Below are 19,124 nucleotides of genomic sequence, written 5' to 3' on the forward strand. Positions count from 1 at the left end.
CAAGGAGTGAGTTTTCAGATACTGATAGAGATCGCCAGTGTCCCCAGATGCCGTCCGACCTCGGCCTGCAGTTGCCGGGCCGCGGGCAGCAGCCGGTCCGCCTGGTGGGCGGGCAGGGACAGGGCCATCGTGGCCGCCGTGGTGCCGACCGTGATCGGGATCGCCGCGCAGACCGTCCCCAGCGCGTACTCCTGCCGCTCCGTCACCGGCTCCATCCGGCGCATCCGGTCCAGCCGCCGCAGCAGGCTCTGACCGTCGCGCACGGTGTACGGGGTGAGGGGCTGCACCGGGTAGCGGTCCAGGTGGTCGCGGCGCGCGGCCTCGTCCATCTGGGACAGCAGACACTGCCCGATCGCGTGCGCGTGCCCGGTTTCGCGGAAGTCGGCCCACTCCTCGACCGCCGGGGTGCTCGGGGTGTCGGAGACGCACATGACCTCGATCTCGCCGTCCCGGTACATCGCGTAGTACACCGGTACACCGATGGAATCGCGCCATTGCGCGAGCACGGCCGAGACCGCGCTGCGACGTTTCTGCTCTGCCCCGCTGCTGCCCAGCCGCTCGGCCGCCTCACCGAGGAAGAACAGGCCCTTGTCACGGCGGAGATAGCCCTCGTGCACGAGGGTGCGCAACAGGTGGTAGGCCGTCGGGAGCGCCAGGCCGGTCTCGCGGGCCAGTTGCTTGGCGGGAGCGCCGTACTCGTGCTCGGCGACCGTTTCCAGCAGCCGCATCGCCCGTTGCACGGATCCGATGAGGGTCGCGGAGTGCGGCTGCTCGGGGACCGCCGCGGAGGTCGGCCGCTGCACGGGGGGTGTGGAGGAGCGCGGCTGTGCGGGTGGTGCGTGCGGTACTGCGGGTGCGGTGTCAGCCGTGGCCAAGGGTCACTCCCGAAGCGCGAGGGGGCAGCCCGTGCGGAGGAACACGGGTGGGGTGTACGCCGCCCGCGGGGCTGGGCCCCGCGTCGAATTCCGGACTTTAACGGCCCGCCACCGCTGTCAGACGGCCTGCCCGGAAAACTTCGCTCGCCCGAGGGAACAGGCGATTCCTGTTACCGCCACCCGTTTCCCACGGCCCTCACCAGTTGCTGCGCGACGAGGAACCCGAGATGAACTTCCGCACGACGTAGATCAGTCCGCCGACCAGAGCGACGAAGATCAGGACCTTGAAGAGCAGGTAGACCACGAATCCGACCACGCTGGCTATCAGCCCGCCGAACACGACCAGGGCGATGACCGGCACCGCGATCCACTTCACCCACCACGGCAGTCCCGCGAAGATCTCTCGCATTGCCCTCGTCCTTTGCAGTCTTGTGCGTTCTCGATGTCCTGCACTCGATGCTAGAGCCGCCAGGGGGTCCGGCGGGGGCCTCGCACCCCTTGTCCTCCCCTGACCGTTCCCCTAGGGAACCCTGAGGCCCGGGATCAGGCCTCAGGGGGAGAAAAGATCACCAGGACCCTGAGGTCCTCGCTGATGTGATGGAACTTGTGGGCCACCCCGGCCGGCACGTACACCACGCTGCCGCGCGCGACCTGGGTCGTCTCCATGCCCACCGTGATCGACGCACGGCCGCTCACGACGAAGTACACCTCGTCCTGGTTGTGGGGCTTCTGAGGGTCGTGCTCGCCCGCGTTGAGGGCGTAGAGACCGACCGACATGTTGCGCTCCCGCAGAAACTGGAGGTAGGCCCCCTCGTTGGCGGCGCGCTCCGCCTCCAGTTCGTCCAGCCGGAATGCCTTCATCGCACTTGTCCGCCCTTGCTCACTGCTCAGATCCGGTCACGTCTGCCACGATCAGACACATGAAGAATTTCGTAGTCAAGACGATCGCCAACGCCGGGGCCCTGGCGGTCGCCGTGTGGCTGCTCGACAAGATCACTCTGACCGGTGACAGCACGGGCAAGAAGGTCGGCACGCTGATAGTGGTCGCCCTGCTCTTCGGCCTGGTGAACTGGCTCGTCAAGCCCATCGTGAAGATCCTGACCTTCCCCCTGTTCATCCTGACCCTCGGCCTGATCACCCTGGTGGTCAACGCGCTGATGCTGATGCTGACCTCGTGGCTGAGCGGCAAGCTCGACCTGAGCTTCCACGTGGACGGCTTCTGGACCGCCGTCGTCGGCGGCCTGATCATCTCCATCGTCTCCTGGGCGCTGAACGTCGTCCTGCCCGACGGCAAGGACTGACCCCGATGGCGTACCGCGTCTGCTTCGTCTGCACCGGCAACATCTGTCGTTCCCCGATGGCCGAATCCGTCTTCCGCGCGCGCGTGGCGGAGGCGGACCTGGCGGACCTGGTCGAGATCGACAGCGCCGGCACCGGCGACTGGCACGAGGGCGACGGCGCGGACCCGCGCACCGTCTCCGTCCTGGAGGAACACGGCTACGACGCCGACCACACGGCCCGCCAGTTCCGGACCTCGTGGTTCTCGCGCATCGACCTCGTGATCGCCCTCGACGCCGGCCATCTCAAGGCGCTGCGCCGTCTGGCGCCCACGGAGGAGGACGCGCTCAAGGTGCGGCTGCTTCGTTCGTACGACCCCGCCGCAGGCGACGACCTCGATGTACCGGACCCGTACTACGGCGGTCCGGACGGCTTCGAGGAGTGTCTTGAGATGGTGGAGGCGGCGAGCACGGGTCTGCTCGCCGCGGTACGCGAGCAGGTGGAGGGACGGGCGGCATGAGCGATTCGGCGACGGACGACGGCCGTACGGGGGACGGCACGCGCGCGGTGCGGGCCGGGCTGCCCGAACCGGTCAAGCACGAACCGACCCTGCCCGGTCCGGTCTTCGCCGCGCACTTCCATCTGCCGGGTGAGGTGACGGGCCCGTACGCCTACGGCCGTGACGACAACCCGACGTGGACCCTGCTGGAGCGGGCCATCGGCGAGCTGGAGGCGCCCGGGCAGAACGCCGTCGAGACTCTTGTGTTCGCCTCCGGCATGGCCGCCATCTCCGCCGTGCTGTTCTCCCAGCTGCGCGCCGGGGACGCCGTGGTGCTGCCGAGCGACGGCTACCAGGTGCTGCCCATGGTGCGCGCCCAGCTGGAGGCGTACGGCATCGAGGTGCGTACCGCGCCGACCGGTGACGACGCCCAGCTGGAGGTTCTGGACGGGGCGAAGCTGCTGTGGATCGAGTCCCCGTCCAACCCGGGACTCGATGTGTGCGACATCCGGCGGCTCGCCGAGGCGGCACACGCGCGTGGCGCCCTGGTCGCCGTCGACAACACCCTTGCCACGCCGCTCGGGCAGCGGCCGCTGGAGCTGGGCGCCGACTTCTCCGTGGCGAGCGGCACCAAGCAGCTCACCGGGCACGGGGACATCCTCCTGGGGTATGTCGCCGGCCGCGATGCCGAGGCCATGGCCGCCGTGCGCCGCTGGCGCAAGATCGTCGGGGCGATCGCCGGGCCCATGGAGGCCTGGCTGGCGCACCGCTCCATCGCGACGCTCCAACTGCGCGCGGACCGGCAGAACGCCACCGCCCTCGCGCTCGCGCAGGCCCTGCGCGAGCGGCCCGAGGTGACCGGGCTGCGCTATCCCGGGCTGCCCGACGACCCTTCGTACAAGACCGCCTCGCGGCAGATGCGGCGCTATGGGTGCGTGGTGTCCTTCACGCTGCCCACGCGCGCGCGTGCCGAGCGTTTTCTCCAAGCACTGCGGCTCGTGGACGACGCGACGAGCTTCGGAGGGGTGCGGTCCACCGCCGAGCGGCGGCGGCGCTGGGGTGGGGATCCGGTGCCGGAGGGCTTCATCCGGCTGTCCGTCGGTGCCGAGGACGCCGACGATCTGGTGGCGGATGTGCTCCGGGCGCTCGACGCATCGGCCAACTGACCGGATCGCGGACGCCCGCCCGGGGTCCGGCTACGTACAACGGACGGTCCGAGCCTCCCCCCTCGTGGCTCGGACCGTCCCGGTTCTGCGCGCGAAGAACCGCGCGAACAAGGCTAGTTGACTCTGTGTCAGTGTCCAATCACTGTAGCGACAGAGACCTATCGACTTATTTATAGTTGGGCCCTGCCTGGGGGCCGGAGAAGGGCAGGGAAAGGGGAGGGCGTGCCATGGATCTGGCCTTGCTGCGCACTTTCGTGACCGTGCACCGGGCCGGCTCCTTCACCCGCGCCGCCGCCCTGCTCGGCCTCTCGCAGCCGGCCGTCACCTCACAGATCCGCACCCTGGAAAGACAGCTGGGCCGCCCACTGTTCCTGCGGCAGGCCCGCGGAGTGACTCCGACGACCATCGGCGACGAACTCGCCCACAAGGCCGCGCCGCACCTCGACGCCCTGGTGGAGATCACCGAGACGGGACTCGACGACGAGTCCTCGCTGCGCACCCTGCATCTTGCCGGTCCGCCCGAGTTCACCGCGGAGCGCGCACTGCCCGCCCTCACGGAGCTCACCGGCGAGGACGGCCAGGGTTTCGCGCTGCGCGCCTCCTTCGGGAACGCGGAGGAGACCCTGGAGGGGCTGGCCGCCGGACATCATGATCTGGCCATCAGTACGGCCCGTCCGCGCGGCGCGCTGCTCACGGCGACTGCGCTCTGCGACGAGGAGCATGTACTGGTCGCGGCCCCGCGCTGGGCCGAGCAGATCGGCTCCGGAGTGCTGCGCCGCAAGGGCGCGCCCGCCCTGGAGAACCTGCCCGTCGTCGAGGTCCATGAGTCGCTGCCCTTCGTCTCCCGCTACTGGGCCTCCGTCTTCGACTCCCGCCCGGCGGCCTCTGGCACCGTCATCGTCCCCGATCTGCGTGCTGTCCTCGCATGCACGATCGCGGGCGCGGGGCTCGCGGTGCTTCCCCGCTATCTGTGCACCGCCGCTCTCGACCTCGGGGAGGTCGTCGCACTCCACAATCCCGCGGTGCCGCCCCTGCGGACGTACTTCCTGGTGGTACGCACCGGCACACTCGCCATGCCCCATGTCGCGCGGGCGCACGAGTGGCTCCAGCGGGCGGCCACGGACTGGTGCTGAGCGTCCTCGGTGGGTGAATCACGCCATGCGATGGAGCGGTGGCAGTTTGTGATGTTTCACGTGGAACCAGCCGGGCCACATTTCCTCCATGACCGTCCGACCCGTGGTCAAGCGCACCGCCCGTGCCGTCCTCCTGGACGGCGACGACCTGATCCTGATCAAGCGCACCAAGCCCGGTGTCGATCCCTACTGGGTCACTCCCGGTGGCGGGGTCGAACCCGAGGACACGACCGTCGTCGATGCCCTGCACCGCGAGGTGTACGAGGAGCTCGGCGCCAAGATCACCGATGTGGTGCCCTGCTTCGTGGACACCGTGGAGCACATCGGTGAGGACGGCGGCGCGACCGGCGTGAAGGTGCAGCACTTCTTCGTCTGCCACCTGGAGTCCATGGACCCGGCCCTGCGCCATGGCCCCGAAGTGGAGGAGCCCGCCGGCGAGTACGAGATCGTCCGCGTGCCTTTCACCCGGGTCGGCATCGCCTCCGTCCATCTCGTCCCGCTGTCGCTACGGCACTATCTGGACGGCAACATCGAGGGCGTACGCGCCATGCACGCCCCCGACCTCGGCTGACCGTGTGCCCCGCATGCCAATCGGGTCCCCGACGTTTCACGTGAAACAACCCTCCTTGTCCACACGTTGTACGGATGGCCACGACGTGGCCAAAAGCACATGCGTCCCCCCGAATCAGGTGGACGTCAGGGGTGCCGGTCGGACAGCCTGACCTGCGTGCCGACTCCTTCCCTCGCCGCTCTGCCCATCCGTCGACTGACGCCTCGAGATCTCGGCGCCTGCGCCGACCTGTCGGAGAACCGGGGGTGGCCCCGTGAGGAACACAAGTGGGGATTCCTCCTCACGGCCGGGAAGGGCCACGGCATCGACGACCCCGACGGCGGCCTTGTCGCCGCCTACGTCGTCACGGAGTACGGCCCCCGGGAACGGCCGGATCTCGCCGCCATCGGCATGGTGCTCGTCGCCGAGAGACACGCCCGCCAGGGCGTCGGACGCCGGCTGATGCGCCACATCGTCTCGACGATGGGAACCACACCGCTGACGCTCCATGCGACGCCGTACGGCCGACCGCTCTACGAGGAGCTCGGCTTCAAGGTCGCCGGGCGGGCGGAGATGCTCCGGGGGCACTTCACGCCGGGCGGGCCGGAGCCTCGGGTCCTGACGCGCTCGGCCACCGCCGAGGACCTCGGCTCGATCCTCCGGCTCGACGAGGAGGTGTTCGGCGCCGATCGCACGCACATCATCACGCGCCTGCCCGCCTTCGCCGACCAGCTGCGTGTCGCCGAGGAGAACGGCCGGATCGTCGGATACACGGCCGCCTGGCCCAATATGGACACCCATGTCGTCGGTCCGCTGATCGCCCGCGACACGGAGACCGCGAAGGCTCTACTCGCCTCACTCGCCGCCCACACGGAGCGTCCGCTCCGCATCGACATCGATGCACGGCACGAGGAGCTGATGGCCTGGGCGCAGGAGCGCGGGCTGAAGTCCGTGTCGTCCAACGCCGTCATGACGTACGGCATCACGGAACTGCCCGGGGACTGGACCCGGCGCTTCGCTCCGGTGACGGTCGCGGCGGGCTGAGCAGCTCTCGTACGTACGGCGAAGGCCGGCTCCCGCCGTGTGGCGGGAGCCGGCCTTGCAGCTGGGTCATGCACGGGATCAGGCGAGCGTCTCCACGGCGGCGAGAGCGAAGCCGTGGTCCTGCTCCGGCGCACCGCCGCCGACGCCTATCGCACCGATCAGACGGCCGTCGCGGTGGACCGGGATACCGCCCGCGATGAACAGCAGCGGCCGGTCGAGCGCGGTGGGCAGCGTGTGGAACAGGCCGCCGGGCTGGACGGCGTCGACGAGGTCCGCGGTGGGGGCGTTCAGCTGGAGCGCCGTGTACGCCTTGCGGGTGCTGGTCTCCCCGGAGATCAGCACGGCCCGGTCGTCGCGCCGGAAGGCGAGCAGATGACCGCCCGCGTCCAGGACGGTGACGCTGACGGTGACTCCGGCGGCCTCCGCCGCGCGACGGACCTCGGTGATGAGGCTCTCGGCGTCGTGGGTGGTGAGCGGGGCGACGGCGGTGGTGCTCATGGGGTGTTTCTCCTTGGGGGTACTGCAGGGGTCGGGCCTTGGGGTACTGCAGGAGTCCGGGGGGCTGCGGGGGTCGGGCTCGGTGAGGGGTGTGGCTCAGTGGTGGACGGCCGTCCGCTCCGCGGCGGGTGCGCCACCCGCCACCACGGCGGAGGGCCCGCTGTCGCGGCGCTCCAGGGCCGCTGAGAAGACGGCGAGGACCAGGGCGGCTGCGGCAAGCGCGGCGCCGACCCAGTTGGGGGCGGTGTATCCGTAGCCCGCGGCGATCACCATGCCGCCGAGCCAGGCGGAGAGCGCGTTGCCGAGGTTGAAGGCGCCGATGTTCACGGCCGAGGCCAGGGTGGGTGCGCCGTGCGCCTGGTCGAGGACGCGCTTCTGCAGCGGCGGGACGGTCGCGAAGCCCAGCGCGCCGATGAGGGCGATGGTCACGGCTGCCGCGATCTTGTTGTGCGCGGTGAGCGTGAAGAGCGCGAGCACGACGGCCAGGGCGCCCAGGGAGACGTACAGCATGGGCATCAGCGCGCGGTCGGCGAACCTGCCGCCGACGAGATTGCCGCCGACCATGCCGAGGCCGAAGAGGACCAGCAGCCAGGTGACGGAGCCGTCGGCGAAGCCGGCGACATGGGTCATCATCGGCGCGATGTAGGTGATGGCCGCGAAGACTCCGCCGAAGCCGAGGACGGTCATCGCCATGGCGAGCAGGACCTGGGCGTTCTTGAAGGCGGCCAGTTCGTGGCGCAGGTGCACACCGTCCGGCTTGGGCAGCTCCGGGACCAGCCTGGCGATGCCGGCCAAGCCGACGACGCCGAGGGCGGCGACGATCCCGAAGGTCACGCGCCAGCCGACGTGCTGGCCGACGAGCGTGCCCAGCGGGACGCCGACGACGTTGGCGACCGTCAGGCCGGTGAACATCATCGCGATGGCTCCGGCCTTCTTGTCCGGGGCCACCAGTTCGGCCGCGACGACCGAGCCGATGCCGAAGAAGGCTCCGTGGGCGAGCGAGGCGATCACCCGTCCGATCAGCATGACGGCGAAGGCGGGGGCGAGGGCGGACACCAGGTTTCCGGCGATGAACAGGCCCATCAGCAGCATCAGCATCCGCTTGCGCGAGACCTTGGTGCCGAGCGCGGTCATCAGCGGAGCGCCGATCACCACACCGAGCGCATAGCCCGTGACGAGCAGGCCCGCGGTGGGGATGGAGACGCCGAAGTCACCCGCGACCTCGGGCAGCAGGCCCGTGATCACGAACTCGGTCGTTCCGATTCCGAAGGCCCCGATCGCGAGAGCCAGAAGCGCGAGAGGCATGTGGGGGTCCACCCTTCCCAGATGATTGCAGGAGCGCTTTGCGTGCATCCACAATAGTTGCAGACGCGGGCTATAGGCAACCGCGGACTGTCGCGGTGTTGCCCTATCCTGGGTTTCAGCCGCTCCGGGACGGAGGAGAACGCCAATGACAGCGACGGACCCCGCGCTCACCGCCCTCGCCCAGGGCTGGTGTGCCCTCTCCCTGCTGCACGGGAGGATCGAGGCGCACATCGAGCGGGCCCTGCAGGCGAAGCACGACCTGAGCGTGCGCGAGTACTCCCTGCTGGACGTGCTCAGCCGGCAGCACGACCGCGAAGGGGGGCATCTGCAGATGAAGCAGGTCGCCGACGCGGTCGTCCTCAGCCAGAGCGCCACCACTCGGCTCGTCACGCGTCTGGAGGACCGTGGCCTGCTCGAGCGCTATCTGTGCCCCACTGACCGCCGTGGCATCTACACGAACGTCACCGAAGCGGGCCTCAAGCTGCTCGAAGAGGCCCGTCCTACCAACGACGCCGCCCTGCGCGAGGCCCTCGACGAGGCGGCCGGGAACCCCGAACTCGCGCCGCTGGTACGGGTCGTCGAGTCGCTGAACGTGCCCGCATAGGGTGCGGGCATGGGAGACCTCGAAATACGCCCCGTCGTCGCCGCCGACATCCCGGCCGTCGTCGGCATGCTCGCCGACGACCCACTGGGCGCGCGGCGCGAGTCACCGGACGACCTGGCCCCGTATCTGACCGCGCTGGAGCGGCTCTCCGCCGACCCGAACCAGCGGGTGGTCGTGGCCGTGCGCGAGGGCCGCGTCATCGGCACGCTCCAGCTCACCCTCATTCCCGGGCTGTCCCGGCGCGGTGCCACCCGGTCGATCATCGAGGCCGTTCGCATCCACGCGGACGAGCGCGGCACCGGGCTGGGCACCCAGCTGATCCAGTGGGCGATCGACGAATCCCGTCACCAGGGCTGCCAGTTGGTGCAGCTGACCTCCGACGTCAGCCGCACCGACGCCCACCGCTTCTACGAGCGGCTCGGCTTCACGGCCTCACATGTGGGCTTCAAGCTCCAGCTCTGACGGACAGCTTCACGCTCCGGCTCCGAAACACAGGAGGCGGCCCGTTTCACGTGAAACGGGCCGCCTCCTGTACGGGACCGACTAGCCGATCCCGCGCCACCCCTCCGGATCCACGCCACCGGGCACCGGAGCCCCCTCCTCGTACGGCTGCCGCGTGAACACGAACGATCCGAGGTCGAGATGGCTCACCGCCCCGTCCGGGCGCCGTACGGGCCGCAGAAGCTCTCCGGCGTAGTAGCCCTCCAGGCCCGTCCAAGTGCCGTCACCGTTGGGCCGGAAGCGTGACCGGCGGCCGTTGCCCGACAGCGGCCCGAGCGAAATCAGCCCGTCGGCCGTCACCCGCAGGGCGAAGGCCTGTGTGCCCCAGTACCACTGGCCCGCCAGCTCCACCACGAACGGGTCGGCTTCGCGCAGCGGCCGCCACGGCCCCGGGATCCGTGGCTCGGCCTCGGCGACGATGCGGACGAGATCGGCGCCCACCGCGGACAGCACCGGGCCGGAGGTGCAGTTCGCCAGCACCACGGCCGCGACATCGTCCGCCACGCTGATGACAAGGTTCGCCAGGAAGCCCGGCAGCGAACCCGAGTGCCCCACCAACAGCCGCCCGTGGCGGTGCTGGATCTGCAGGCCGAGTCCGTAGGAGGCACCCTCCGCCACGTCCGCGGCCTCGGCCGGCGCGGCCGGCGTGCGCATCTCCCGTACGGATTCTGCGCTCAGCACCCGATCGTCCCCCGTGGCCAGGAAGGCGGCGAACCGCGCCAGGTCGCCGGAGGTGGACCAGAGTTGCCCGGCCGGAGCCATTCTCCCGAGATCCTCGGCGGGCTCTGGAAGCATCACATCGGCCCACGGATGCACGGCCCAGCCGCCCGCATGCGGCGCCTGGGGCTGCGCACTTGTCCGGCAAAGGCCCAGAGGTTCGAGGATCTCGCGGCGCAGGACGTCCTCCCAGGGAGCGCCCCTCAGCTCCTCCACCAGCGCGCCCAGCAGCGTGTAGCCGGGGTTCGAGTAGTGGTGGCGGCGGCCGACGGGGTGCAGGAGGGGTTGCTCGCCGAGTACGTCGGCGAGTTCAGGGCGCAGCGACCCTGGTGTGCGCTCCCACCACGGCCCGGGCGACTCCGCCGCCAGCCCGCCGGTGTGCGCGAGCAGTTCGGCGATGGTGGCCTCCCCCGCGCCGGTGCCCGGCAGATGCTTCTCCAGGGGGTCACCGAGGTCGAGGAGTCCCTCGTCGCGCAGCCGCAGCACGAGGACGGCGGTGAAGGTCTTGGTGATCGAGCCGATCCGGTACTGCACGTTCTCGTCCCGAGCGTGCCCGTCCACCGAGGTCCGCGCACCGTGCCACACGGCCCTGCCGTCCCTCACCACAGCCGCCACCAGTGACGGCGCCCGCCCTTCCGCCTGCGCCACGGCGATCCGGTGCAGCAGCGCTCGTCGCGTACCGGGGAGCAGCTCTTCCTGCGATGTCGTCATGAACCCAGTCCATCGGGTGCGGCGATGTGCGTCGAGTTCATTTCTCAGGTCTGTGCCATGTCCACGAACCGCGAGTAGTGGCCCTGGAAGGCCACCGTGATCGTCGCGGTCGGGCCGTTACGGTGCTTGGCGACGATCAGGTCGGCCTCGCCCGCGCGCGGGGACTCCTTCTCGTACGCGTCCTCGCGGTGCAGCAGGATGACCATGTCGGCGTCCTGCTCGATGGAGCCCGACTCACGCAGGTCGGAGACCATCGGCTTCTTGTCGGTGCGCTGTTCGGGGCCACGGTTCAGCTGGGAGAGCGCGATGACCGGGACCTCCAGCTCCTTGGCGAGCAGCTTGAGGTTACGGGACATGTCCGAGACCTCCTGCTGACGGCTCTCGGCCCGCTTGGAGCCGCCGGACTGCATCAGCTGGAGGTAGTCGATGACGACGAGCTTGAGGTCGTTGCGCTGCTTCAGACGGCGGCACTTGGCGCGGATCTCCATCATCGACAGATTCGGGGAGTCGTCGATGTAGAGGGGGGCCGCGGAGACGTCCGGCATACGGCGGGCCAGTCGCGTCCAGTCCTCGTCGGTCATGGTGCCCGAGCGCATGTGGTGCAGGGCGACCCTGGCCTCGGCGGACAGCAGACGCATCGCGATCTCGTTGCGGCCCATTTCGAGCGAGAAGATGACGCTCGGCAGATTGTGCTTGATCGAGGCGGCCCGGGCGAAGTCCAGCGCCAGCGTCGACTTACCCATGGCGGGACGCGCGGCGATGACGATCATCTGGCCCGGGTGCAGCCCGTTCGTCAAGGAGTCGAAGTCCGTGAAGCCCGTGGGCACACCGGTCATCTCACCGCTGCGGGAGCCGATCGCCTCGATCTCGTCGAGGGCGCCCTCCATGATGTCGCCGAGGGGCAGGTAGTCCTCGCTGGTGCGCTGCTCGGTGACGGCGTAGATCTCGGCCTGGGCGCGGTTGACGATCTCGTCTACGTCGTCGTCGGCCGCGTATCCCATCTGGGTGATGCGGGTGCCGGCCTCGACCAGGCGGCGCAGGACGGCCCGCTCGTGGACGATCTCCGCGTAGTACTCGGCGTTGGCCGCCGTCGGCACGGTCTGGACGAGCGTGTGCAGATACGAGGCGCCGCCGACCTTGTTGATCTCGCCGCGCTTGGTGAGCTCGGCGGCGATCGTGATGGGGTCGGCCGGCTCGCCCTTGGCGTAGACGTCGAGGATCGCGGTGTAGATCGTCTCGTGGGCGGGCTTGTAGAAGTCATGGCCCTTGAGGACCTCCACGACGTCCGCGATGGCGTCCTTGGACAGCAGCATGCCGCCGAGGACGGACTGCTCGGCGTCGAGATCCTGCGGCGGCACCCGCTCGAAGGCCGCGCCGCCGCCGTCCCATTCGCCGTTCTCCCGGCCCCGGTCGTGCTGCTCGTCACGGCTCCGGCCGCCGTCCCCGCGCCGACGGGAGGCGGGCAGACGATCACTGGGACCACTGTCGGCCCACGGGTCGTCCAAGGGCTCGGAAATACTCACCGAGCCACCTCCTCCCGTCCGCCCAGCGGACCTCGCCGTGCCCCTCATTTCTACGGCACGACACTGACAGTTGAGAGGCCCAACTCCGGTTCCGTCGCGTCGGATTTGTGACGTTTCCGAGGTCGGCGGACGGAGCGGGCGCCGGACCACGTTAGGCCCGTCGGCACCGTCAGCCAATCTGGTTATCCACAGGCCATGTGGACGACGGCCCGGATGCTGTGGAGAAACTGGCAAAACCTGTGCACGACCCGGTGGACAGCCCTGTGAACAAGCCCTCGCTCGCCCTAGGGAAATCGCTCTGACCTGCAACGTTGCCGTCCACCGGCTGTGCAGAAGAAAAACTTCCCCAGTCGGATCAAGATCGGTTCGAACGGTGCGCGAGCCTACGCGACGTCAGACGAGAGGTAAGGAGTGCAACTCACTTGCACCTCTTACCTGTGGACGATTAGATTAGTGCCCATGCCACTGGCTTCCGCGACCCCCAGGCCCACCCGACGGCAGCACGACCGCGAGATCGTCGCGCTGGCCGTCCCGGCCTTCGGCGCACTCGTCGCCGAGCCGCTGTTCGTCATGGCCGACAGCGCGATCGTCGGCCATCTCGGCACCGCCCAGCTCGCCGGACTCGGCGTGGCCTCGGCCCTCCTCACGACGGCTGTGAGCGTCTTCGTCTTCCTCGCCTACGCCACCACGGCCGCCGTCGCGCGCCGGGTCGGCGCGGGTGACCTCCAGGCGGCCATACGCCAGGGCATGGACGGCATCTGGCTGGCGCTCCTGCTGGGAGCCGCGGTCATCGCCACCGTCCTGCCCCTGGCCCCCGGTCTCGTGTCCCTCTTCGGCACCTCGCACACCGCCGCTCCCTATGCGACGACCTATCTGCGCATCTCGGCCCTGGGCATCCCGGCGATGCTGGTCGTGCTCGCCGCGACCGGCGTGCTGCGCGGCCTCCAGGACACCCGGACCCCGCTGTATGTCGCCGTCGCGGGCTTCGTCGCCAATGCCGTCCTCAACGTCGGACTCGTCTATGGCGTCGGCCTCGGTATCGCCGGCTCCGCCTGGGGCACCGTCATCGCCCAGTGCGGCATGGCGCTGGTCTATCTCGCCGTGGTGGTCCGGGGTGCCCGTAAGCACGGGGCGTCCCTGCGCCCCGACGCCACGGGCATCAGGGCCTCCGCACAGGCCGGCGCCCCCTTGCTCGTCCGGACGCTGTCGCTGCGGGCGATCCTCATGATCGCCACGGCCGTCGCGGCCCGCCTCGGTGACGCCGACATGGCCGCCCATCAGATCATTCTGTCCCTGTGGAGCCTGCTGGCCTTCGCTCTCGACGCCATAGCCATCGCGGGTCAGGCCATCATCGGGCGCTATCTCGGCGCGGACGACGCCCAGGGCGCCCGCGAGGCCTGCCGCCGCATGGTCCAGTGGGGCATCGCCACCGGTGTCGTACTGGGCCTGCTCGTCGTGGCCGCCCGGCCCCTGTTCCTCCCGCTGTTCACCAGCGACTCCGTGGTGAAGGGCGCGGCGCTGCCCGCACTGCTGATGGTGGCCCTCTCCCAGCCCGTCTGCGGGATCGTCTTCGTCCTGGACGGCGTCCTGATGGGCGCCGGAGACGGGCCCTACCTGGCCTGGGCGATGGTGGTGACCTTGGCGGTGTTCACCCCGGTCGCGCTGCTCGTCCCCACGCTGGGCGGCGGCCTCACCGCACTCTGGGCAGCGATGACGCTCATGATGACGGTCAGGATGCTCACCCTCTGGCTGCGCGCCCGCTCGGGCCGCTGGATCGTGACGGGTGCGACGCGCTGACCGTTTCACGTGAAACACGCAGCGCCCGGCACGCAGCCGTACCGACACCGAACGCGAAGAGGGGCCGCCCCGTAGGAGGCGGCCCCTCTCAGCTGCTCAAGCCGAGCACAGCGTCACGCCGCGACGACCTCGATGCTGACCTTGGCGGCAACCTCGGGGTGCAGACGCACGGACGTCTCGTGGGCGCCCAGGGTCTTGATCGGCGCGCCGAGCTCGATGCGGCGCTTGTCGACCTCGGGGCCACCGGAAGCCTTGATCGCGGAAGCGATGTCGGCCGGGGTGACGGAACCGAAGAGACGACCGGCGTCGCCGGAGCGGACGGCCAGGCGGACCTTGACACCTTCGAGCTGGGCCTTCACAGCGTTGGCCTGCTCGATGGTCTGGATCTCGTGGATCTTGCGGGCGCGGCGGATCTGCGCCACGTCCTGCTCGCCACCCTTGGTCCAGCGGATAGCGAACTTCCGCGGGATCAGGTAGTTGCGAGCGTAACCGTCCTTGACGTCGACGACGTCGCCGGCGGCGCCGAGGCCGGAGACCTCGTGGGTGAGGATGATCTTCATGTGTCGGTCACCCTTCCCTTATCGCGCGGTGGACGTGTAGGGCAGCAGCGCCATCTCACGGCTGTTCTTGACGGCCGTGGCGACGTCACGCTGGTGCTGCGTGCAGTTGCCGGTCACGCGGCGGGCACGGATCTTGCCGCGGTCGGAAATGAACTTCCGCAGCATGTTCGTGTCCTTGTAGTCCACGTACGTGACCTTGTCCTTGCAGAAAGCGCAGACCTTCTTCTTCGGCTTGCGCACAGGCGGCTTCGCCATGGTGTTTCTCCTGTGTGATCAAGAAGTTTGGGTACGACCCGCCCTCGGTCCGAAGACCTAGAAGGGGGGCTCGTCCGAGTAGCCGCCGCCACCGCCGCCGCCGCCGGAGTTTCCACCCCAGCCGCCGCCACCCTGGTTGCCACCGGCGGGAGCGCCGGTCGCCCACGGGTCGTCGGCAGGAGCGCCGCCGCCCTGCTGGCCGCCACCGGGGCCTCCGCCCCAGCCGCCGCCACCCTGGCCGCCACCGCCACCGCCGCCGTAACCGCCCTGGCCACCGCGAGCGCCACCGGCGGTCTTGGTGACCTTGGCCGTGGCGTTGCGCAGGCTGGCGCCGACTTCCTCGACGTCCAGCTCGTAGACCGTGCGCTTGACGCCCTCACGGTCCTCGTAGGACCGCTGCTTCAGCCGGCCCTGCACGATGACGCGCATGCCTCGCTGGAGCGACTCGGCGACGTTCTCCGCCGCCTGACGCCAGACCGAGCAGGTCAGAAAGAGGCTTTCGCCGTCCTTCCACTCGTTGGTCTGACGGTCGAAGGTGCGGGGAGTGGACGCGACGCGGAACTTCGCGACCGCCGCACCGGACGGGGTGAAGCGCAGCTCGGGGTCGTCGACAAGATTGCCGACGACCGTGATGACGGTCTCGCCTGCCATGGGGAACCTCTCGGCGGGTTTGCTCTGGCTGCTTGGTTGCTGCTACTCGAATTCCGAGATCAGCTGAGCGGGGTGGCTCAGTGGGTCTCGGGGCGGAGGACCTTGGTCCGGAGGACCGACTCGTTCAGGTTCATCTGGCGGTCGAGCTCCTTGACGACCGCAGGCTCGGCCTGCAGGTCGATGACCGAGTAGATGCCCTCGGGCTTCTTCTTGATCTCGTACGCGAGACGACGACGGCCCCAGGTGTCGACCTTCTCCACCTTGCCGTTGCCCTCACGGACGACGGAGAGGAAGTTCTCGATCAGGGGGGCGACAGCGCGCTCCTCCAGATCGGGGTCGAGGATGACCATCACCTCGTAGTGACGCATGTGGAACCCACCTCCTTTGGACTCAGCGGCCACGGTCGTTCCGTGGCAGGAGGGTTGTGATGCGTACGCAACAGTGTCTGTCAGTAAAACAGCCGCCACTGACAATCGGAGGCTCCCGCCGGGAGCCTCCGCGGTGGCCTGGGCAGACACCGGTGCAGACGGTACAGAGTACCCGCACACCGGCTTCCGGTTGAAATCCGGCCGGGGGGACCGCCAATCTGTACACGTCGGGTGTGTATGGCGCTACGATGCGCCGCCTTCCGCAGGAGGTGCCCCATGGCACAACAGGCATTGCGACCCAACACCGCCGGATCCTTCCTCGCGACGGACGGCAAACCTCATCCCCTCCAGGACGCGCTGACCTTGGTGACGCTGGTCCTGGGTGTGACGTCCTTCGTCACGGCGATGTTCGACAACCTCCACCTGATCAGCTCCTGGACGGGCCTGGTGGGGATCTTCACCGGCGCATACGGGCAGTGGATCTCGGAGACCACACGCGAGCGCCTCGGTCTGATCCTGGGTCTCGGTGCCTCGGCCGTCGGTTTCTACCTGGGAATGGCGCACGGCGGACTGTTCGGCGGGCTCAGCGGATGACCGTCCGGACACCGTGCCTCGAACATCCGTAGAACACCGCTGACCGCCTCGGCGCGCGACAGGCCGGGGCGAAGGACCCGTACGCCCAGTCGGGGCGCCCGCACGGCGCAGTAGGCTTCGGCGCGAGAGCCGGAGCCCCTGTACCCATGGGGAGACACACCAGCCCGAGGAGCGCCCCGACATGAGCCTGACCCTGAGGACCATCAGCCGCGAACAGCATCTGGCATACATCCAGAGCCTGCCGGCGGCGAGCCACATGCAGGTCCCGGCCTGGGCCGATGTCAAGGCGGAGTGGCGGTCCGAGAGCCTCGGCTGGTTCGACGGCCGCACCGGCGAGATGGTCGGCGCGGGCCTGGTCCTCTACCGGCAGCTGCCCAAGATCAAGCGCTACCTCGCCTACCTTCCCGAGGGCCCGGTCATCAACTGGTTCGCGCCGAATCTGGACGACTGGATCCAGCCGATGCTGGCCCACCTCAAGCAGCAGGGCGCCTTCTCCGTGAAGATGGGCCCGCCGGTGATCATCCGGCGCTGGGAGGCCAACTCCATCAAGCAGGGCATCCAGGACCCGGACGTGAAGCGCCTGCGCGACATCGAGGCCGACTTCATCGAGCCGCGCGCCTTCGAGGTGGCCGACAAGCTGCGCCGTATGGGCTGGCAGCAGGGTGAGGACGGCGGGGCCGGCTTCGGCGACGTCCAGCCGCGTTACGTCTACCAGGTGCCGCTGGCCAACCGCTCCCTGGAAGAGGTCCACAAGAACTTCAACCAGCTGTGGCGCCGCAACATCAAGAAGGCCGAGAAGGCCGGCGTCGAGGTCGTCCAGGGTGGCTACCAGGACCTCGAGGAGTGGCAGCGGCTGTACGAGATCACGGCCGTGCGCGACCACTTCCGGCCCCGCCCGCTGTCGTACTTCCAGCGCATGTGGACGGCCCTCAACAGCGAGGACCCCAACCGCATGCGGCTGTACTTCGCCCGCCACAACGGCGTGAACCTCTCCGCGGCGACCATGCTGATCGTCGGTGGGCACGTCTGGTACTCCTACGGCGCCTCCGACAACATCGGCCGTGAGGTCCGGCCCTCGAACGCGATGCAGTGGCGGATGCTGCGCGACGCCTACGCGCTCGGCGCGACGGTCTACGACCTGCGCGGCATCTCCGACTCGCTGGACGAGACCGACCACCTCTTCGGCCTGATCCAGTTCAAGGTGGGCACCGGCGGGCAGGCCGCCGAGTACCTCGGCGAATGGGACTTCCCGCTGAACAAGCTGCTCCACAAGGCTCTCGACATCTACATGTCGCGTCGCTGACGTCCCGTTCGGTGCTTCCATACCTCTGACACACCGCAGCCACGAGAAAGGTTCCAGGTCCGGCCATGGCGCTCACGCTCTACGTCGACACCGCGCGCTGGCGTGCGCACCACAAGCACGTGCAGGAGCAGTTCCCGGGGCTCGTCCCGGTCTGCAAGGGCAACGGCTACGGCTTCGGGCACGAACGCCTGGCCGAGGAGGCCACGCGCCTGGGCTCGGACATCCTCGCCGTCGGCACGACGTACGAGGCCGCGCGCATGAAGGACTGGTTCGGCGGTGACCTGCTGGTGCTGACGCCGTACCGGCGGGGCGAGGAGCCCGTGCCGCTGCCCGACCGGGTCATCCGCTCGGTGTCGTCCATCGACGGCGTGTACGGCCTCGTGGGCGCCCGTGTGGTCATCGAGGTGATGTCCTCGATGAAGCGCCACGGCATCAGCGAGCAGGAGCTGCCCCAGCTGCACTCCGCCATCGAGAACGTCCGGCTGGAGGGCTTCGCCATCCATCTGCCGCTGGACCGCACCGACGGCTCGGACGCCGTCGAGGAGGTCATCGGCTGGATGGACCGGCTGCGCGCGGCCCGGCTGCCGCTGCACACGATGTTCGTCAGCCACCTCAAGGCCGACGAACTCGCCCGGCTCCAGCAGCAGTTCCCGCAGACCCGCTTCCGCGCCCGGATCGGCACGCGACTGTGGCTGGGGGACCACGAGGCCACCGAGTACCGCGGGGCGGTCCTGGACGTCACGCGCGTCGCCAAGGGGGACCGGTTCGGCTACCGCCAGCAGAAGGTGGCCTCCGACGGCTACCTGGTGGTCGTGGCGGGCGGTACGTCGCACGGGGTGGGCCTGGAGGCCCCGAAGGCGCTGCACGGCGTCATGCCGCGCGCCAAGGGCGTCGCACGGGCCGGCCTGGCGACCGTGAACCGGAACCTTTCTCCGTTCGTCTGGGGCGGCAAGCAGCGCTGGTTCGCCGAGCCGCCGCACATGCAGGTGTCGATCCTGTTCGTGCCGGCGGACGCGCCCGAGCCGAAGGTCGGTGAGGAACTGGTGGCCCATCTGCGGCACACCACCACGCAGTTCGACCGGCTCGTGGACCACTGAGCGGCCCACGAACAGCCGAAGGCCGTACACGGGAGTTCCGTGTACGGCCTTTTCCGTGCCCGCCGACGCCGTGTGACGTGGGCATCCGAGGCCTG

The 19,124-nt window shown here is 69.4% G+C and carries 23 protein-coding genes; 12 read left to right on the plus strand and 11 right to left on the minus strand.

The window, feature by feature from the left end; genetic code table 11:
- Positions 1 to 14 precede the first annotated feature (14 nt).
- The 3 genes from ACFY1J_RS36025 to ACFY1J_RS36035 all read right to left on the minus strand — a co-directional run bounded on the left by ACFY1J_RS36025 (position 15) and on the right by ACFY1J_RS36035 (position 1,736).
- Complete coding sequence (locus ACFY1J_RS36025) at positions 15 to 875, minus strand: IclR family transcriptional regulator (protein ID WP_390708376.1); 861 nt, start codon at positions 873 to 875, stop codon at positions 15 to 17.
- Between the two features lie 196 nt (positions 876 to 1,071).
- Positions 1,072 to 1,284 carry a DUF5326 family protein gene (locus ACFY1J_RS36030; RefSeq protein ID WP_390708375.1) on the minus strand — a complete coding sequence of 71 codons (213 nt, stop codon included), beginning with the start codon at positions 1,282 to 1,284 and terminating at the stop codon, positions 1,072 to 1,074.
- 134 nt (positions 1,285 to 1,418) lie between these two features.
- Positions 1,419 to 1,736, minus strand: a complete 318-nt coding sequence (locus ACFY1J_RS36035; RefSeq protein WP_363296105.1) for a cupin domain-containing protein — start codon at positions 1,734 to 1,736, stop codon at positions 1,419 to 1,421.
- A 59-nt stretch (positions 1,737 to 1,795) separates the two neighbouring features.
- Here ACFY1J_RS36035 and ACFY1J_RS36040 point away from each other — a divergent pair, with 59 nt between their 5' ends.
- The 6 genes from ACFY1J_RS36040 to ACFY1J_RS36065 all read left to right on the plus strand — a co-directional run bounded on the left by ACFY1J_RS36040 (position 1,796) and on the right by ACFY1J_RS36065 (position 6,545).
- Positions 1,796 to 2,176, plus strand: a complete 381-nt coding sequence (locus ACFY1J_RS36040; protein WP_390708374.1) for a phage holin family protein — start codon at positions 1,796 to 1,798, stop codon at positions 2,174 to 2,176.
- A gap of 5 nt (positions 2,177 to 2,181) precedes the next feature.
- Positions 2,182 to 2,673: a low molecular weight protein-tyrosine-phosphatase gene (locus ACFY1J_RS36045; protein WP_390708373.1), complete on the plus strand. Its 492-nt coding sequence runs from the start codon at positions 2,182 to 2,184 to the stop codon at positions 2,671 to 2,673.
- Entirely contained in the window at positions 2,670 to 3,818 is a 1,149-nt protein-coding gene (locus tag ACFY1J_RS36050; RefSeq protein ID WP_390708372.1) for a cystathionine gamma-lyase, read from the plus strand. Before ACFY1J_RS36045 ends, ACFY1J_RS36050 begins: the two co-directional genes overlap by 4 nt.
- A 227-nt stretch (positions 3,819 to 4,045) precedes the next feature.
- Complete coding sequence (locus tag ACFY1J_RS36055) at positions 4,046 to 4,951, plus strand: LysR family transcriptional regulator (protein WP_390708371.1); 906 nt, start codon at positions 4,046 to 4,048, stop codon at positions 4,949 to 4,951.
- Between the two features lie 88 nt (positions 4,952 to 5,039).
- Positions 5,040 to 5,522 (plus strand): NUDIX hydrolase, encoded by a 483-nt coding sequence (locus ACFY1J_RS36060; protein ID WP_363296110.1) that lies wholly within the window; start codon positions 5,040 to 5,042, stop codon positions 5,520 to 5,522.
- 156 nt (positions 5,523 to 5,678) lie between these two features.
- The gene (locus ACFY1J_RS36065; RefSeq protein ID WP_390708370.1) at positions 5,679 to 6,545 is read left to right on the plus strand and encodes a GNAT family N-acetyltransferase; all 867 of its coding nucleotides are present in this window, start codon (positions 5,679 to 5,681) and stop codon (positions 6,543 to 6,545) included.
- Between the two features lie 78 nt (positions 6,546 to 6,623).
- Here ACFY1J_RS36065 and ACFY1J_RS36070 read toward each other — a convergent pair whose 3' ends face one another.
- Both ACFY1J_RS36070 and ACFY1J_RS36075 read right to left on the minus strand, forming a co-directional pair.
- Positions 6,624 to 7,043, minus strand: coding sequence for a heme-binding protein (locus tag ACFY1J_RS36070; protein WP_390708369.1), 420 nt, complete (start codon positions 7,041 to 7,043; stop codon positions 6,624 to 6,626).
- 96 nt (positions 7,044 to 7,139) lie between these two features.
- Positions 7,140 to 8,348 carry an MFS transporter gene (locus ACFY1J_RS36075; protein WP_390732663.1) on the minus strand — a complete coding sequence of 403 codons (1,209 nt, stop codon included), beginning with the start codon at positions 8,346 to 8,348 and terminating at the stop codon, positions 7,140 to 7,142.
- Between the two features lie 145 nt (positions 8,349 to 8,493).
- Here ACFY1J_RS36075 and ACFY1J_RS36080 point away from each other — a divergent pair, with 145 nt between their 5' ends.
- Both ACFY1J_RS36080 and ACFY1J_RS36085 read left to right on the plus strand, forming a co-directional pair.
- Positions 8,494 to 8,952, plus strand: a complete 459-nt coding sequence (locus ACFY1J_RS36080) for a MarR family winged helix-turn-helix transcriptional regulator (protein WP_390732664.1) — start codon at positions 8,494 to 8,496, stop codon at positions 8,950 to 8,952.
- Positions 8,953 to 8,961: 9 nt separating this feature from the next.
- On the plus strand, positions 8,962 to 9,414 hold the full coding sequence (locus ACFY1J_RS36085) for a GNAT family N-acetyltransferase (RefSeq protein ID WP_390732665.1): 453 nt from the start codon (positions 8,962 to 8,964) through the stop codon (positions 9,412 to 9,414).
- An 81-nt stretch (positions 9,415 to 9,495) separates the two neighbouring features.
- Here ACFY1J_RS36085 and ACFY1J_RS36090 read toward each other — a convergent pair whose 3' ends face one another.
- Together ACFY1J_RS36090 and dnaB are read right to left on the minus strand one after the other, a co-directional pair.
- Entirely contained in the window at positions 9,496 to 10,881 is a 1,386-nt protein-coding gene (locus ACFY1J_RS36090) for a serine hydrolase domain-containing protein (RefSeq protein WP_390732666.1), read from the minus strand.
- A gap of 44 nt (positions 10,882 to 10,925) precedes the next feature.
- Positions 10,926 to 12,404, minus strand: a complete 1,479-nt coding sequence (gene dnaB, locus ACFY1J_RS36095; RefSeq protein WP_390708364.1) for a replicative DNA helicase — start codon at positions 12,402 to 12,404, stop codon at positions 10,926 to 10,928.
- A gap of 459 nt (positions 12,405 to 12,863) precedes the next feature.
- On the opposite strand from dnaB, the gene ACFY1J_RS36100 reads away from it, so the two are divergent.
- Positions 12,864 to 14,201 (plus strand): MATE family efflux transporter, encoded by a 1,338-nt coding sequence (locus ACFY1J_RS36100; protein ID WP_390732667.1) that lies wholly within the window; start codon positions 12,864 to 12,866, stop codon positions 14,199 to 14,201.
- 113 nt (positions 14,202 to 14,314) lie between these two features.
- Here ACFY1J_RS36100 and rplI read toward each other — a convergent pair whose 3' ends face one another.
- From rplI to rpsF, 4 genes are all read right to left on the minus strand, one after another.
- Complete coding sequence (rplI, locus tag ACFY1J_RS36105) at positions 14,315 to 14,761, minus strand: 50S ribosomal protein L9 (RefSeq protein ID WP_263210579.1); 447 nt, start codon at positions 14,759 to 14,761, stop codon at positions 14,315 to 14,317.
- Between the two features lie 18 nt (positions 14,762 to 14,779).
- On the minus strand, positions 14,780 to 15,016 hold the full coding sequence (gene rpsR, locus ACFY1J_RS36110; RefSeq protein ID WP_003949403.1) for a 30S ribosomal protein S18: 237 nt from the start codon (positions 15,014 to 15,016) through the stop codon (positions 14,780 to 14,782).
- A gap of 57 nt (positions 15,017 to 15,073) precedes the next feature.
- Positions 15,074 to 15,667, minus strand: coding sequence for a single-stranded DNA-binding protein (locus ACFY1J_RS36115; RefSeq protein WP_390732668.1), 594 nt, complete (start codon positions 15,665 to 15,667; stop codon positions 15,074 to 15,076).
- 77 nt (positions 15,668 to 15,744) lie between these two features.
- Positions 15,745 to 16,035 (minus strand): 30S ribosomal protein S6, encoded by a 291-nt coding sequence (rpsF, locus tag ACFY1J_RS36120; RefSeq protein ID WP_003956532.1) that lies wholly within the window; start codon positions 16,033 to 16,035, stop codon positions 15,745 to 15,747.
- Positions 16,036 to 16,311: 276 nt separating this feature from the next.
- Between rpsF and ACFY1J_RS36125 the strand changes: the two genes are divergently transcribed.
- The 3 genes from ACFY1J_RS36125 (at position 16,312) to ACFY1J_RS36135 (ending at position 19,029) form a co-directional block, all read left to right on the plus strand.
- Positions 16,312 to 16,629: a hypothetical protein gene (locus tag ACFY1J_RS36125; protein WP_390708361.1), complete on the plus strand. Its 318-nt coding sequence runs from the start codon at positions 16,312 to 16,314 to the stop codon at positions 16,627 to 16,629.
- Positions 16,630 to 16,810: 181 nt separating this feature from the next.
- Positions 16,811 to 17,932, plus strand: a complete 1,122-nt coding sequence (gene femX / locus ACFY1J_RS36130) for a peptidoglycan bridge formation glycyltransferase FemX (protein ID WP_390708360.1) — start codon at positions 16,811 to 16,813, stop codon at positions 17,930 to 17,932.
- A 65-nt stretch (positions 17,933 to 17,997) separates the two neighbouring features.
- A complete protein-coding gene (locus ACFY1J_RS36135) occupies positions 17,998 to 19,029 on the plus strand; it encodes an alanine racemase (protein WP_390708359.1) in 1,032 nt (343 codons plus the stop codon).
- The last annotated feature ends 95 nt before the right edge of the window (positions 19,030 to 19,124 follow it).

Origin of the sequence: Streptomyces sp. NPDC001406, from assembly GCF_042895285.1 — a bacterium.
Classification (GTDB): Bacteria; Actinomycetota; Actinomycetes; order Streptomycetales; family Streptomycetaceae; genus Streptomyces.

Coding starts and splice junctions, on each gene's coding strand:
- ACFY1J_RS36030 (WP_390708375.1), bottom strand. CDS start 1,284: ATGCGAGAGATCTTCGCGGGACTGCCGTGGTGGGTGAAGTGGATCGCG.
- ACFY1J_RS36035 (WP_363296105.1), bottom strand. CDS start 1,736: ATGAAGGCATTCCGGCTGGACGAACTGGAGGCGGAGCGCGCCGCCAAC.
- ACFY1J_RS36040 (WP_390708374.1), top strand. CDS start 1,796: ATGAAGAATTTCGTAGTCAAGACGATCGCCAACGCCGGGGCCCTGGCG.
- ACFY1J_RS36045 (WP_390708373.1), top strand. CDS start 2,182: ATGGCGTACCGCGTCTGCTTCGTCTGCACCGGCAACATCTGTCGTTCC.
- ACFY1J_RS36050 (WP_390708372.1), top strand. CDS start 2,670: ATGAGCGATTCGGCGACGGACGACGGCCGTACGGGGGACGGCACGCGC.
- ACFY1J_RS36055 (WP_390708371.1), top strand. CDS start 4,046: ATGGATCTGGCCTTGCTGCGCACTTTCGTGACCGTGCACCGGGCCGGC.
- ACFY1J_RS36060 (WP_363296110.1), top strand. CDS start 5,040: ATGACCGTCCGACCCGTGGTCAAGCGCACCGCCCGTGCCGTCCTCCTG.
- ACFY1J_RS36070 (WP_390708369.1), bottom strand. CDS start 7,043: ATGAGCACCACCGCCGTCGCCCCGCTCACCACCCACGACGCCGAGAGC.
- ACFY1J_RS36075 (WP_390732663.1), bottom strand. CDS start 8,348: ATGCCTCTCGCGCTTCTGGCTCTCGCGATCGGGGCCTTCGGAATCGGA.
- ACFY1J_RS36080 (WP_390732664.1), top strand. CDS start 8,494: ATGACAGCGACGGACCCCGCGCTCACCGCCCTCGCCCAGGGCTGGTGT.
- ACFY1J_RS36085 (WP_390732665.1), top strand. CDS start 8,962: ATGGGAGACCTCGAAATACGCCCCGTCGTCGCCGCCGACATCCCGGCC.
- ACFY1J_RS36090 (WP_390732666.1), bottom strand. CDS start 10,881: ATGACGACATCGCAGGAAGAGCTGCTCCCCGGTACGCGACGAGCGCTG.
- ACFY1J_RS36100 (WP_390732667.1), top strand. CDS start 12,864: ATGCCACTGGCTTCCGCGACCCCCAGGCCCACCCGACGGCAGCACGAC.
- rplI (WP_263210579.1), bottom strand. CDS start 14,761: ATGAAGATCATCCTCACCCACGAGGTCTCCGGCCTCGGCGCCGCCGGC.
- rpsR (WP_003949403.1), bottom strand. CDS start 15,016: ATGGCGAAGCCGCCTGTGCGCAAGCCGAAGAAGAAGGTCTGCGCTTTC.
- ACFY1J_RS36115 (WP_390732668.1), bottom strand. CDS start 15,667: ATGGCAGGCGAGACCGTCATCACGGTCGTCGGCAATCTTGTCGACGAC.
- rpsF (WP_003956532.1), bottom strand. CDS start 16,035: ATGCGTCACTACGAGGTGATGGTCATCCTCGACCCCGATCTGGAGGAG.
- ACFY1J_RS36125 (WP_390708361.1), top strand. CDS start 16,312: ATGGCACAACAGGCATTGCGACCCAACACCGCCGGATCCTTCCTCGCG.
- femX (WP_390708360.1), top strand. CDS start 16,811: ATGAGCCTGACCCTGAGGACCATCAGCCGCGAACAGCATCTGGCATAC.
- ACFY1J_RS36135 (WP_390708359.1), top strand. CDS start 17,998: ATGGCGCTCACGCTCTACGTCGACACCGCGCGCTGGCGTGCGCACCAC.